Raw genomic sequence first — 13,560 nt, 5'->3', positions numbered from 1 at the left:
GCCGCCGTTTTGGAGCAGATAAATGGCAAAAAACAAAACCCAAGACGATGCAGTGCAAAAGCCGCTGCAAGGCACCCCGAACAATCCGCCCGAGCAGCAAGAAGCGCAAGGCGGACAAACCGAGCAGCAGCCGGAGTCGCAGGGCAACCTGCCCGAAAACCAGCCGGAACAGGATGCCGTTGTGCAGCCCACCGCCGATGCAGACAGGCTACCTGAAAAACCAACCGAACCGCCTGCCGCCGACGATGCCGTGGCCGTGCGCTCACGCACCGAGCGCTTTTTCCGCTGCGGCTTGGAATTTGTGCGCCATGAATGGCGTACGGTACAGCGCAGCGAATTGAGCGATGAAGATTGGCAGCGCCTGCTGGCTGAGCCGCATCTTGAAATCCGCCCGGCCGATACGCCGGACGATAACGAGGACGTGCCGCAATGATTAGCTATGCCACGCTCGACGAGCTGTGCCTGCGCTACGGCGACAACACCGTGCTGCAGCTCACCGACCTAGAGCGCCGCGGCCAAATCAATGCCGACATCGCACAGCAGGCGCTGCTGGACGCTACTGCCGAAATCGACGGCTACCTGAACCGCTACACGCGGCCGTTTCCACAAATCCCGCGCCTCTTGACGGTGTACTGCTGCGACATCGCCATCTACCGCTTGGCCACCGGTATGCGCCAAGGCAACGATGACATGGACACCCGCTACAAAAACGCCATCGACTACCTCAAGCAGGTGGCGCGCGGCACGGCCACCATCAGCGGGCTGCCTGAAAACGGCCAGCTCGGCACCGGCGACACCGTGATGTTTAACAAGCCGCAGCAAAAGGTATTCGGACGTGATCGCCCTTATTGAGGCTGCCATCGTGCAGCGCCTGCGCCAAGGCTTGGGCAAGCTGGTTACCGGCGTGCACAGCTACGGCGGCGAGCTGGACGACGAGGGGTTGTATCAGGTGGTGCAGCAGTTGCCCGCTGCTTGGGTAACTTTTGCCGGCATCGACAAAACCGAAGCCGTGAAAACCAGCCGCACCAAGCACAAGGCCGAAGCCAAGTTTGTGGTGATGGTGGCTGCCCGCTCCCTACGGAGCGAGGAAACCAGCCGCACCGGCGGTATCGGCCACTGGGAAATCGGCAGCTACCAGTTGATTTACGCGGTGCGCCGCCTGCTGGCCAATCAGGATTTGGGTTTGGCCATCGACAAGCTGCAACCGCGCGCGGTACGCACCCTGTTTAACGGCAGGATGGAGCGGCAGGAAGCGATGAGCGTGTATGCCTGCGAATTTGCTACCCATTGGATCGAGGAGGCGTTGGACAACGGCCGCTGGCCACAAGTGCCGCCGCCCCCGCCGCCGGGCAGTCCGCCCGCCCCGCCGCACCCCGACCAAATCTTTGTGACCTATCAGGCGGCCACCAGCCCGCCATACCCCGAGTTGAAAGGCGCCAACCTGCATGTGCACGCGCCGCCCGACAACCCCACCCCCGCCATCGAGGCGGAAGTTAAAACAGGAGAGACACCATGAGTATCTTGGTAAGAGCCGCCGCCGGCCTGAAAGTGCCGAAGGAAGGCGAGCCGCACCGCTATATCGACGAGCATCAGGCCGTCGCCGTGGAGGAGAGCGCCTACTATCTGCGCTGCCTTGAGTGCGGCGACTTGGTGCGCGAATCCGAGGCCGAATCCGAGCCTGATCCCAAACCCGCCAAAGGAGGCAAATAATGGCCAGCGCCAACATCAGTTTTGACAAAATCCCGGCATCTACGCGCAAACCCGGCGTGTACGCCGAATGGAACCTCAAACGCGCCATGCGCAACCTGCCTACCAATCGGCAGCGCGTGCTGTTGATTGCCCAGCACACCACCGACTTGGGCGCAGTATCCGCCCTGACGGATGTGTATTCCGCCGCCGAAGTGGCCGAGCGCTACGGTGCGGGCAGTCAGGCACATTTAATGGCCGATGCCGCCATTAAAGCCTACGCTAATGCCGCCCTGAGCATCATCACGCTGGCCGACAACAGCGCCGGCGTGGCCGCCGCAGGCAAAATCACCATTACCGGCAATGCCACCACACAAGGTGTGCTGCGCGTGGGCATCGGCAACGCCGATGTGCTGATGGTGCCTGTGGCCGCCGGCGACAGCGCCGATACCGTCGGCAAAGCCGTCAAGGCTGCGATTGCCGCCCAGCCCGACCTGCCGGTGTCTGCCGCCGAAGCCGCCGGTGTGGTGACCATCACCGCCAAAAATAAAGGCACCGAGGGCAATGCCATCCGCCTGTTGGCGGCCTGCACCGCCGCCGGCATCAGCACCACGGTAACCGCGATGGCGGGCGGCGACGCCAACCCCGACATCCAGCCCGCGCTCACCGCAGTGATTGCCGACGGTCACGACATCATCGCCTGCGGTATCAGCGACGAGGCCAACCTGCTCAAACTGCGCGCCCACCTCGAAAAAGTCGGCGCGCCCACCGAAAAACGCTGGGCCATTGGTGTGTACGGCCACAGCGGCACCTTGGCCACCGCCACCACCTTGGCGGGCAAACTCAACAACGGCTTTATGCTCTGCGCTTGGTATCGCGGCACGCCCAGCCTGCCGTGCGAACTGGCGGCAGCTTTTGCATCCGTGATGGCGAGCGAAGAAGACCCCGCCCGCCCGTTGAACACGCTGGCTTTGGAAGGCATCGGCCTGTGCGACAGCAAAGACAAAACCATGCGTACCGAGCAGGAAAATGCGCTCTACAACGGCGTGGCGCCGGTGGAAACCAGCCCGGACGGCAGCCGGGCTCAGATTGTGCGGGCGATTACCACCTACACCAAAACCGCCAACGGCACCGCCGACGAGAGCCTGCTGGACGTGACCACCGTGCGCACCCTGATTTACGTGAGCAAAGCCTGCATCCAGCGCGTGGCTCTGCGCTTCCCGCGCGAGAAACTCTCCGACAAAACCCCGGCGCGGGTGCGCAGCGAACTCATCGATGTGCTGATGCGCTGCGAAGAGCTCGAGATTTTGGAGCAGGTGGAAGCCAACCTGCCCAACCTCATCGTGGAGAGGGACAAGCAAAACGTGAACATGCTGGACGTGCGCATCCCATCCGACGTAGTGAACGGCCTGCATGTGGTCGGCATGGTGGTAGACCTCTATTTATAGGAGCATAAAACATGAGTACCGAATACATCGGCAGCGTAACCCTCTATCTCGACGCCGCGGAGGTGGAAATCACCAAAATCGACGTTAAAGACAGCACCGGCCGCAAGCCCGTGAAAACCATGAACCGCAGCCGCCGCACCAAAGGCTTCACCCGCGGCGTGGGCCAATACGACATCACCGCCACCGCTGTGATGCCTACCGACGGCACCGCCATCAACTGGGGCAGCATTGAGGACGCCAAAATCTCACTGGTGCCCGACGTGCCCGGCGCCAAACCCACCAGCTACCTCGGGTTTTGTGTGACCGAGGTTGGCGAGAGCTACACGGTGGACAACGAGATGGTGATTGATATTACCGGCTTTGCCATCCGCAAGGTGTTGGAGTAAAGGCTACCTGAAAATGGTAGAATCAAGCCCTGTCCTGAATCGGCAGGGCTTTTTTATGGAGAAGGGAAAATGAGAAAACTATTGTACGGCGTGTTTATCGCCCTCGGGCTGGCCGCCTGCGGCGGGCAGGAGCAACAGGCACCGGCTGTGTCTGAGCCAGCTTCGGACGCACAGGTGCAAAGCAGCTATTGCCCGCCGCCGTTGGGTATGATGGCTGAAACTTTATTGGAAAACATAGATGCCGGGCTGAAAAGTACAGGCGCATCTGCACGGGTAATCAACAAAGAGATTGTCCCTAACGAATGCGGCCATGATGTAATGATGGTAACCGATTTTGGTGGAGTTATTATTAAGATTGACGATAACCAAAATGTCTTGTCTTTAGCTGCCGGGTATGAAATGACCGGCAATACTGTGAAAGATGTTGCTCACGCTTTGCCGGCAATACAAGTGATGACCTCGCCGTATGGCCGTGCTAAATTAGGTGAGCTGGCCATTGGGCAAGATTTGCTGAAAGCACTGCCTGAAGTTTTGAACGCCGCCGCCAGACAACAAGGCGAAGCCACTCAAGATATTATCCGTGATGGCTACAAATACAGCATCACGGTAGAAAACCGGAATGTGGCTTTTGTAGTGAGGAAAGCAGAATAGCGACCCCTCTGAAACGTCTCAACTACTTCCCCTTAAGCCTTTAAACGACAATTAAACCTACTCTTTATCTTGGTTTAATCAACGTTTAAAGGCTTTTCTTATGTCTGATAAAAAACCCTCTAATTCCATTGGTGCCGACCTGCTCCCCGCTGCCGTTACCGATTACAACCTTGTGGTGGCCGATGACCGCAAAACAGTTTCAGGTAGCCTGAAATACGGCATCGAATATGCAGGCAGCCTGCATTATGACTTTGTGATGCACCTGCCTACGGTGCGTGAAGATATGGAGATAGACCCACTGTTGGACGGACAGGCACGGATGCTGGAGAGCTACGCCCTAGCCATCGACCGCTTGGGCGACATTCCCGCAGAACAGATTGATACCGACCTGTTGGCCGATGGTTTGGCCGCTGGCGATTTCGATGCGCTGTATTTCGCGCAGGAATTGCTGGCAAAAAAGCGGCTGCGCCCGAACTCGACCGCTACCGATTAGCGGTATTGCTGCTCGGCCGCTTCGGGCTGTCGGAAGAGCGGGTGGGTGAGATGACACTGCCCGAACTCAACAGTTTTGTGCGGCAGGCGCGCCAGCTTTTATCCACCTATCAATCCGTGCCGGTGCCCATCCCCGTTCCGTCTGCACCGCCTCCATCCCCCTCTAAGCCCAAACCGTCCGGTAAGGGTACCACCACCTACATCAGCAAAAGGCAGAAAAAATGAGCAGTAACACCTTAGAACTGGTTGCCAAGTTTAAGGACAATGCCAGCCAAGGCCTGCGCCGGCTGCTGACTGAAAGCCAGCGCGCAGCCACCGGACAGGCACGTGCTTGGGCACAAGCCGGGAGGCAGCGGCAGCAGGCCATCAGTGCCTACCAGCGGCTCGGCATCCGCTCCGAGCAGCAAATCCGCCGCGAAATGCAGCTCACGCAGGCGGCCTATAACCGTTTGGCACGCTCCGGCACGCTGTCGCAGCGCGAGCTGGCGCGGGCGGCGGAAGCCAACCGCCGCAACCTGCAACGGTTGAACAACGAACTGCGCAGCGGCGCCGGTGCCGCCGGCAGCTGGCGGCAACGCTTGGGCGGTGCCATGACTACAGTAGCTGCTGCCGGTGTGGGTGCTTATACCGTGCTCAAACCGAGTATGGACAACCAAAAACAGCTTGAAGCCAATATCAGCCAAGTAGCGTGGCAGGCTTTTGGCGAAGACAACAGCAAAACGTCCGATTGGATTGCTACCACGGGCAAGCAGCAAATCCGCGACTTGGTAACCGAGCTTGTAGCCAAAAACGGTGGCAATGCCGATGCCGCGCTCAACCTGATCAACAGCCAAATGGCCAACGGTATGAGCTTCGAGCAGGTGCAGAAAGGGGCAACCGCCACCTATCGTGCCATGATTGCCTCCGCCGAAGGCGCCGGGCAATACGACCCGGAGAGTGTGGCCAAACTGATGAAAGTGCTGCACGACTTCGGATTTCAGGGCGAAGAGCTGGCTACCGCGTTTGAACACGCCATGAAATCGGGGATGCAGGGCAACTTTGAAATTGCCGACATGGTAACCGAATTGCCCGCCTTACTACCTGCCGCCAAAAACTCCGGCTTAAACGGCATCCAAGGCTTCGATTACCTGCTGTCCATCCTGCAATCTGCCTCTAATAAATCCGGCTCCAACAGCGAAGCCGCCAACAACGTGCGCAACCTGTTGGAAAAAACCTTATCGGCCGACACGGTAAGACGCTTGTCGCGTATAGATAACCCAAATGACCCGAGTAAGGGTATTGATTGGGCTAATTCGGTTTTACAAGGCAAGGCCAACGGCGAAAACGCGGTACAGGTGTTATCGCGTTTGGCTAACGCTATGCTGGAGCGCGACCAGCAATACCAACAACTTAAAGCCAAGGCCGATGCCGGCGACCAAACCGCCGCCGAACAGATGAATATCATGCGCGGTTTCGTGCTGTCGCGGATTTTGCCGGATATTCAAGCCAAAGCCGGTTTGTTGGCCGCCTCTGATGTACAACAGGTGCAGGAATATATCCAAGGGTTGGCCGGGATTGACCCGAAAACCAACAGCCTAGTGGACAGGAAAATCGGTGTAATGAGCCGAGATGACATGTTTCGGCAAGAGCAAAACCGTTCACTGGCGCTGCTTGGGCGCAAAGATGCACTCGATACCCTAAACTCTGCTGAAACTAAATGGACGGAAGCCACTACCCGCTACCCCAAAGCCACTTTGGCTGCACAAGCCGCCGGCGGTGCAGGGTTAGGCGCCGGCATTTTGTCGTTGTTTCGCAGTGGCGGCTCAGGCTGGGCAGGCAACCTGCTGTCTAAAGCGGGGGGTGGTGCACTTGGTTTCGGGCGCGGGGCGTTAAGCTGGGGTACCGGCGTGCTGACTGCTGCACCGCGTTTCAATTTTGCCACCGGCCTGCTGCTGCATTCGCCGGAGCTGAATGCAGGCGAAGGATCTGCACTGGGAAGGATGCGGCAATTAAATCAGCAATATCATGGGCAGGCGTTGCCACGTTCGGCGCTGATTAACTATAGCGATGCATCCCGTTCTACCAACCAATCCCCACTCAACAGCCCAGAGTTACAAAAAAGCGCGGAGCAAATCCAGCAGTCATCGCAAACCTATCAGCAATCCAGCGAACAATATGCGCAAGCGGTCAATCACAACCAGCAGGCTGCCGCCCAGTTTTTGGAGGCTTCGCGCCTGATGGGCACGGCAGCGGGGCAGTTGGCGGCAGCGGCGCGGCAGCCGGTGCCAGTAACCGTATCGGTGTCGGGCGGCAACATCACCGCCGCCGTATCGCAAGCCGCCGAGCGCGATAACAGAAGGAATTAACAGATGAGTTGGCAAGATACCCTGCTTGATGCCAGTTACAAGGGCGTGGCCTTCGAGGCTACTGCCGACACCCTGCGCGGCGTACACGCGCTGGCCGAACACAGCTACCCTTTTGTGGACGGCTCGGATATTGAGGACACGGGCTGCGAGGCGCTGGAGTTTAACCTCACCGCCGTTTTGTATGGCGACGACTACGAGGCGCGGCTGCAACGCCTGCTCAAGGTACTGCGCGAACACGGCAGCGGCGAGCTGGTGCACCCGATTTACGGCAGCGTGCCGGACACGGTGGTGGCCGATTTCGAGGTGCGGCACAGCGAAGACAGCCCGGACTATGCCGAAATCAACATAAGCTTCAAGCAGAGCGTGGCCGCCGCGCCGTTTTTCGGGCGCGAGCTGGCACTGGCTTTGGCCGACGAGGCGGATTGGGTGGCCGACTTGGCCGCCTTCCAAGGTTTTGGCGTGCTGGAAAAGGCCTTGGGCAAAATCCGCACCCAACAGCACCGCTGGAACAATTTTCACGCCGCTGTGCTCAATGTAGTGGGGCGGCTATACGGCCAAGTGAACGGGGTATTTTCAGGTAGCCTGAACCTACTCAACAGCCCGCGCGTGCTGCTCACCGAACTCAAAGGCGTGTTTGGCGCGCTGGCCGGGATGCACCGCACGGCGGAAAGCAGCCTGTCGGGCTGGCGCGATTTGGCCGGCGGTACCAAAACAGCCGCCGCCGTGCCGTGGCAATACCGGCAGGGCTTGGATAACGGCGCCACACCCGCCCGCTCGCAGGCCGCTTTGCCGGATGTGGCCGCGCTCACGGCAGCGATTGCCATTGTGGGCAGCACCGCGCTGGCCAAAGAGCTGGCGGATATTTTTGCCGCCGAGCAGGACGAGCCCGAACTTACGCCGACGGAAATCAGCCGCCTGCTGGCCGATGTGCGCGCCCAGCTCAACAGCGCTTTGGCCGCCAACCGCTTGGCGGTGATGATGCTCTCCGCCAGCGCCGAGCAGGCCGAACAGTTGGCCGCCTTGCTGCTCTCGCTGTATCAGGACAACCCGCCAGACCCTGAGCAGCTCTACCGCCAACTGGAACAGCGCCGCCTGTTGCCGCAGCAGCCCTATTTGGAGGGCAGCGCCGAATTGGCCGACAGCGTGCGCACGTTGGCGCATACCCTGCAAAAACAGGCACAAGCCTTGATTAACCTGCACCCGCCCTTGGTGCAAAAGGTGGTGCCGACTGACAGCAGCCTGCACCTGCTGGCTTTCCGCTGGTATGGCGACCACAGCCGCCAAGCCGAGCTGCTGCGCCTCAATCCCGGCATTGTGCATCCCAACTTTATCGCCCGCGGAACCGTATTAAATGCCTACGCCCAATAACACCATAAGCCTCTTAATTGCAGGCAAAACCCACAGCCAGTGGACAGACTACGACATCGACAGCGACCTCCTCACCCCGGCCGATGATTTTCAGGTCACGCTCGGGCGGCCGGTAGACGCCAAACCGGATGCGGTGCAGCCGGGTGATACGGTGGAGGTGCGGGTGGGCGAGGATACCGTATTGAGCGGGCGCATCGACCGCGTGAGCACCACCACCGCCAAAGGGCAAAAAACGCTCACCATTTCCGGCCGCGATGATGCCGGCATCCTGTTGGATTGCTCCTGCCCGATTTTTAACGCGCAGGATATGGATTTAAAGCAGATTATCGACACCATCGTCAAACCCTTGGGCATCAGTAAAATCCGCATCGATGCGGCGCAAACCGCGCGCACCAACAAAGTGCAAATCGAGCCGGGCAGCCGCGCTTGGGATGCCTTGGCGCAGTATGCCGAGGCCAACGGGCTGTGGCCGTGGCTGGAGCCGGACGGCACACTGGTGATCGGCGGGCCCGACTACACCACCAAGCCGGTGGCCGATTTGATTGTGCGCGTATCCGGGCAGGGCAACAACGTAGAGCAGTTGCAGGTGGAGCGCGATTTTTCGCAGCGCTTCAGCGAGATTACCGTGCTGGGGCAGAGCCACAGCGGCAAGCACAACCTGCGCGCCACGGTAAAAGACGACACGGTCAAGGTGCACCGCCCGCTGATTATCGTGGAGGCGGATGTGGACAACCAAGCGGCCGCCGAGCGTAAGGCGAAAAAGCGGCTGGGCGACAGCAAATTGGACGGCCTCACCATCACCGCCACCGTGCAAGGGCACCGCAACGACGACGGCGTGCTGTGGCAGCCCGGCCAGCGCCTGCAACTGTTGAGCGAGCCGGACGGGCTGGACGGCATCTATTTTTTGATGGCGCGCAAGTTCATCGGCGGGCGCGGCAAGCCCACGCAAACCATCCTCACCCTCAAAGAGGACAAGGCATGGATACCCGAGGCCAAACCGCCGAAAAACAACAAAGGCCAAGGCGGCAAAGGCCGCCGCAGGGGCAGCCGCAAACGCCGCGGCGGCGGGCGGAAAGGCCGTCAGGCACGGGAATTACAGGTTATTTAAGGACGATAAATGGACGCTAAACAAGTGGACGGCCGCATCAAGCGGATGCTGGGCGGCATCCGGCAGGCATTCCGCGGCAAAATCGCCCGCACCGATGCCGCCGCCGGCGTGCAACGCGCGCAGATTGAGGGGCTGGACGGCGAGACGGTGCAGGCCTTGGAGCATGCCGAGCAGTTTGGTTTCACCGGCCACCCGCCTGCCGGCAGCGACTGCATTGTATTGCCCTTGGGTGGCCAGACCAGCCACGGCATCGTCGTCAATACCTGCAACGGCGCCTACCGCATCACCAACCTGCAAGAGGGCGAGACTGCGGTGTACAACGCCGACGGCGCCAAAATCGTGCTGAAAAAAGGCCGCATCATCGATATCGACTGCCAAGTGCTCAATATCAAAGCGCCGGGCGGGGTCAATATCGACGCACCCAATGTGGATTGCACCGCCGAAGTGACCGCCGCCGGGCAAATCAACGGCAACGGCGGCATGGCGATTCAAGGCGGCAGCGGCGCCAGCTTCGAGGGCGATGTGCGCCAAATCGGCGGCAGCTACACCACCGACGGCGACGTGGTGGCCTCCGGCAAATCCCTCACCGGCCACCGGCACCCCGGCGACAGCGGCGGCACCACCGGCGCACCCCTCTGAAGCCACTCAAGCAGTTCCCCCAGCGTCCATAACCCATAATGCGGTTATGGACGCTTTACTTAACCCCGCCACCGGCGACTACCTGCCCAACCAATCCGCGCAAGGCATCGAAAACGAAGTCTATGTAAGGCTGGTTACCCCGCTTGGCAGCTACTGGGCCGAACCTGCACTGGGCAGCCGCCTGCACGAATTGCGCCGCATGAAAGACCTGCCGCGCATCGCCGTGCTGGCCAAGCAGTATGCCGAGCAGGCTTTGCAGCCGATTTTAGATGCACACCGCGCCCGCCGCATCAATGTGGCCGCCTCTTTGGCACGGCGCGGCTGGCTGCGGCTGGATATTGACGGGGAAGACATGAGCGGTCGGAATCTATCCTTAATCCATGAGGTGCGGCTGGCATGAAAACCAAAAACTTTGAGCAACTGCGCAGCGACTACCTGCGCGATTTGAGCAACCAGCAGCCTGCCGCCCACACCCATCCCGGCAGCGACAATTACGCCCGCGCCACCGCTTTGGCCGCACTGGCCGAGGGGCAATACCAGCATCAAGAGTGGATTTTGCGGCAGGTGTTTGCCGATACGGCGGACACCGCCTATTTGGAGCGCCATTGCGCCATGTACCGCATTTGGCGCAAAGCGGCTGCCGCAGCGGCGGGCAGCGTCCGCATCAGCGGCGCGCCCAATACCGTGCTGCCTGCCGGGCTGGTAGCCCAAGTAGGCGACATCGCCTACCAAACCACTGCTGCCGGCCAAACCGACGGCAGCGGGCAGGCGGTGTTGGCCTGCCACTGCCTGAGCACCGGCGCCGCCGGCAATCAGCCGGACAACACCCCAGCCAAACTGCAAAGCCCGCCTGCCGGCATTGAGGCAGATGCCGTGCTCACCAGCATGGTGGGCGGCACCGATATCGAGAGCGATGCTGCGTTGTTAGACAGGCTGCTGTCGCGTTTGCGCCAGCCGCCCGCCGGCGGCAATGCCTACGACTATTACCGCTGGGCAATGGCCGTGCCGGGGGTGGAGGCAGCATTTGTGTATCCGTTGCGGCGCGGCTTGGGCACGGTGGACGTGGCCATCCTCACTGCGTCCGGCCTGCCCTCGCCCGATGTGGTGCGTGCCGTGCAGCAGTATATCGACGAGCGCCGCCCGGTTACCGCCAAAAACGTGCAGGTGATGGCGCCGCAGCGCGTGCCGCTCAATGTATCGGTGCGCGTATCGCTGGCCGACGGCTACACCCTGCCTGCGGTTAAGGATGCCGCCGCCCGTGCTTTGTCGGCTTATTTTGCAACCATCAAGCCGGGCGACACCGTATATAAAAGCCATATCGAGGCGCTGATTAGCGATACCCCGGGCGTGCGCGACCGCGTGCTCGACAGCCCGGCCACCAACCAAAACGCCACCATCACCCCGCACATCCAATGGCTCGCCTTGGGCACGTTTGAGATGACCCTGTTATGACCTACGCCGACCTGCTCCCCCTCTACTATCCGCCCGTCAGCTACGACGTGTGCGCCACCGGGCAGGCCGCCGAGCGGCAGGCGGAAGCCGCCATATTCGACGGCGTGCAGGCACAGTCGGCACAGGTGCTGGCTGCCGCCTACGCCCCCACTGCCGGCGGCGACATCACACGCTGGGAGCGCCTGCTCGGCATCAACCCGCCGCAGCCCGACAACTACGCCCGCCGCGTGGCCGACGTGCTGGCCAAACTCAATGAGACCGGCGGCCTGAGCATCCCGTATTTCATCCGGCTGGCTGCTGCAGCCGGCTACACCATCACCATTAGCGAGCCGCAGCCCTTCCGCGCCGGTGTAAACCGCGCCGGCGACCGCCTCGCCCGCGAAGACATCATGTGGGTGTGGTGGGTGGACGTGGCCGCCCAATCGCAAACCGTGTGGCGCTTCCGCGCCGGCTCCGGCACTGCCGGCAGCCGCTTGAGCCAATACAGCGATGCCGTGATTGAGAGCCTGTTCAACCGCCTCAAGCCCGCCCACACCGCCATCCGATTTACCTACCGATAAGGACTAAACCATGCACCCCATCGAAACCCCCGATAAGACCTTCCACGACGGCGACGGCGTGAGCGAACTCGGCACGATTCTGCCCGCGTGGTGGCTCAACCAAGTGCAATCCGAGCTGCTGGCCGTGCTGACTGCGGCCAGTATCCAGCCGGATAAAGCCAAGCCAAACCAAGTGGTCGAGGCTTTGCGCAAAATCATCGACGAGCAGGCCGGCGGCAAAGGATTGCCTGTTGGCGCGGTAATGGGTTTCCCCCGTGCCGTTACCAGCCAAGAAGGGTTTTTAAAGGCCGACGGCAGCACCTTTGCCCAGGCTACCTATCCAGACCTGTATCGCGTATTGGGTGGCAACAAGCTGCCCAACCTTACGCGCTCCGACATCGGCATGACCGCCTATTTTCCGTTTGGCGACATCCCGGATGGCTGGATTAAGTATGACGAGATTGCAGCAAAAGTAACGCAGTCCTCCTATCCCGAGCTGTACCGCAAGCTGGTGGCACAGTACGGCAGCATTGCCAACGTCAAGCCGGTAGATGATTACTTTGTGCGCAACGTGGGCAGCAGTGGACAAATCGGCCAGCAATACCCGTGGATGGTAGGCGACCACCATCACATGATTGCCTTCGCCGCCTACGGTAACGACGACCTCAATTTGCACCCGCTGCCCTATGAAAATTACTACCCCGGGCAGGTCAAAGTCGGTGACCAGAAATTTATCAGTTTGGGGCAGCTTTCCGGCACCGAGGGTAGCAACCAATCAAGCGACAAATACGGGCAGGACCACGTTAATGCTTTGAATGGTAGCTACTCGCAAAAACACGCTACTTTGCTGACATGGGATAGGGCATACACCGACAAATTCACGCCGCAGCCCTATTATCAGGACAACACCCCGAAATACATCGGCATGGTGCTGTGCATCAAAGCCAAAGATAGCTTGGATGACATCGTGTTTTGGATTAAGGCTTACGGCAAAGTAACCAATGCCGGAGCACTGGATGCCTCCACGCTGGCCGCACAGTTGCAAGATAAGGCCGACAAAAACCATACCCACCGCGCTGCCGACATCAGCGACTTGGGCGATACGGTTAGGCAGCAGATGGCCGACGCCATGCAGCACCAGGCCGGCGCCAACGGCTACACCAAACTGCCCAACGGCCTCATCGACCAATGGGGCTTCGTGCCGATGGGCTGGCAGGGGGAAGGTCCGGTTAAGGTAACGTTCCCAATCGCCTTCCCGAATGAGTGCTACAACGTGCAAATCACCGTCAAAAGCGGCGGCCGGTCGGGCTCAGTGGGCACGGACTTAACCATCGGCGCGGGAGAGATAACGTCCACCGGCTTTAGCGCCATGCTTAACACATGGGCTCAAGGTGCGGCGGCCAATGATTTCCAGGGCTTCGCTTGGCGCGCCATCGGCAAATAACG

17 protein-coding genes are annotated in these 13,560 nt (G+C 60.3%); all 17 read left to right on the top strand.

Annotated features, from left to right (window positions below; translation table 11 throughout):
* Positions 1-22: 22 nt before the first annotated feature.
* The 17 genes from A7P99_RS03890 to A7P99_RS03815 all read left to right on the top strand — a co-directional run bounded on the left by A7P99_RS03890 (position 23) and on the right by A7P99_RS03815 (position 13,558).
* Positions 23-433 carry a hypothetical protein gene (locus A7P99_RS03890; protein ID WP_067686551.1) on the top strand — a complete coding sequence of 137 codons (411 nt, stop codon included), beginning with the start codon at positions 23-25 and terminating at the stop codon, positions 431-433.
* Positions 430-852: a gp436 family protein gene (locus tag A7P99_RS03885; RefSeq protein ID WP_231112895.1), complete on the top strand. Its 423-nt coding sequence runs from the start codon at positions 430-432 to the stop codon at positions 850-852. The genes A7P99_RS03890 and A7P99_RS03885 overlap by 4 nt, the downstream gene beginning before the upstream one ends.
* Positions 836-1,516: a DUF1834 family protein gene (locus A7P99_RS03880; protein ID WP_067686548.1), complete on the top strand. Its 681-nt coding sequence runs from the start codon at positions 836-838 to the stop codon at positions 1,514-1,516. The genes A7P99_RS03885 and A7P99_RS03880 overlap by 17 nt, the downstream gene beginning before the upstream one ends.
* Entirely contained in the window at positions 1,513-1,710 is a 198-nt protein-coding gene (locus tag A7P99_RS03875) for a hypothetical protein (protein WP_064089150.1), read from the top strand. Before A7P99_RS03880 ends, A7P99_RS03875 begins: the two co-directional genes overlap by 4 nt.
* Positions 1,710-3,134 (top strand): phage tail sheath subtilisin-like domain-containing protein, encoded by a 1,425-nt coding sequence (locus A7P99_RS03870; RefSeq protein ID WP_067686543.1) that lies wholly within the window; start codon positions 1,710-1,712, stop codon positions 3,132-3,134. The genes A7P99_RS03875 and A7P99_RS03870 overlap by 1 nt, the downstream gene beginning before the upstream one ends.
* Positions 3,135-3,145: 11 nt before the next feature.
* On the top strand, positions 3,146-3,520 hold the full coding sequence (locus A7P99_RS03865; RefSeq protein WP_049249282.1) for a phage tail protein: 375 nt from the start codon (positions 3,146-3,148) through the stop codon (positions 3,518-3,520).
* A 69-nt stretch (positions 3,521-3,589) separates the two neighbouring features.
* Positions 3,590-4,171: a hypothetical protein gene (locus tag A7P99_RS03860; RefSeq protein WP_067686538.1), complete on the top strand. Its 582-nt coding sequence runs from the start codon at positions 3,590-3,592 to the stop codon at positions 4,169-4,171.
* 100 nt (positions 4,172-4,271) lie between these two features.
* Complete coding sequence (locus A7P99_RS03855) at positions 4,272-4,664, top strand: hypothetical protein (protein WP_067686537.1); 393 nt, start codon at positions 4,272-4,274, stop codon at positions 4,662-4,664.
* 5 nt (positions 4,665-4,669) lie between these two features.
* Positions 4,670-4,888, top strand: coding sequence for a hypothetical protein (locus A7P99_RS09970; protein WP_156499677.1), 219 nt, complete (start codon positions 4,670-4,672; stop codon positions 4,886-4,888).
* Positions 4,885-7,008, top strand: a complete 2,124-nt coding sequence (locus A7P99_RS03850) for a phage tail tape measure protein (RefSeq protein ID WP_067686536.1) — start codon at positions 4,885-4,887, stop codon at positions 7,006-7,008. The genes A7P99_RS09970 and A7P99_RS03850 overlap by 4 nt, the downstream gene beginning before the upstream one ends.
* 3 nt (positions 7,009-7,011) lie before the next feature.
* Positions 7,012-8,376 (top strand): DNA circularization protein, encoded by a 1,365-nt coding sequence (locus tag A7P99_RS03845; protein ID WP_067686535.1) that lies wholly within the window; start codon positions 7,012-7,014, stop codon positions 8,374-8,376.
* Entirely contained in the window at positions 8,360-9,484 is a 1,125-nt protein-coding gene (locus A7P99_RS03840; RefSeq protein ID WP_067686534.1) for a phage baseplate assembly protein, read from the top strand. Before A7P99_RS03845 ends, A7P99_RS03840 begins: the two co-directional genes overlap by 17 nt.
* A gap of 9 nt (positions 9,485-9,493) precedes the next feature.
* A complete protein-coding gene (locus A7P99_RS03835) occupies positions 9,494-10,123 on the top strand; it encodes a phage baseplate assembly protein V (protein ID WP_067686533.1) in 630 nt (209 codons plus the stop codon).
* Between the two features lie 46 nt (positions 10,124-10,169).
* Positions 10,170-10,523: a phage GP46 family protein gene (locus A7P99_RS03830; RefSeq protein ID WP_067686532.1), complete on the top strand. Its 354-nt coding sequence runs from the start codon at positions 10,170-10,172 to the stop codon at positions 10,521-10,523.
* Positions 10,520-11,575 carry a baseplate J/gp47 family protein gene (locus A7P99_RS03825; protein WP_067686531.1) on the top strand — a complete coding sequence of 352 codons (1,056 nt, stop codon included), beginning with the start codon at positions 10,520-10,522 and terminating at the stop codon, positions 11,573-11,575. Before A7P99_RS03830 ends, A7P99_RS03825 begins: the two co-directional genes overlap by 4 nt.
* Positions 11,572-12,135, top strand: a complete 564-nt coding sequence (locus tag A7P99_RS03820; RefSeq protein ID WP_067686529.1) for a YmfQ family protein — start codon at positions 11,572-11,574, stop codon at positions 12,133-12,135. Before A7P99_RS03825 ends, A7P99_RS03820 begins: the two co-directional genes overlap by 4 nt.
* Positions 12,136-12,145: 10 nt before the next feature.
* Positions 12,146-13,558, top strand: coding sequence for a phage tail protein (locus tag A7P99_RS03815; protein WP_067686527.1), 1,413 nt, complete (start codon positions 12,146-12,148; stop codon positions 13,556-13,558).
* The last annotated feature ends 2 nt before the right edge of the window (positions 13,559-13,560 follow it).

Source organism: Eikenella sp. NML120348 (genome assembly GCF_001648435.1).
GTDB classification, from domain to species: domain Bacteria; phylum Pseudomonadota; class Gammaproteobacteria; order Burkholderiales; family Neisseriaceae; genus Eikenella; species Eikenella exigua.
Note: the sequence above shows the minus strand (reverse complement) of the source record. Positions and strands in the feature narration are given on the sequence as shown.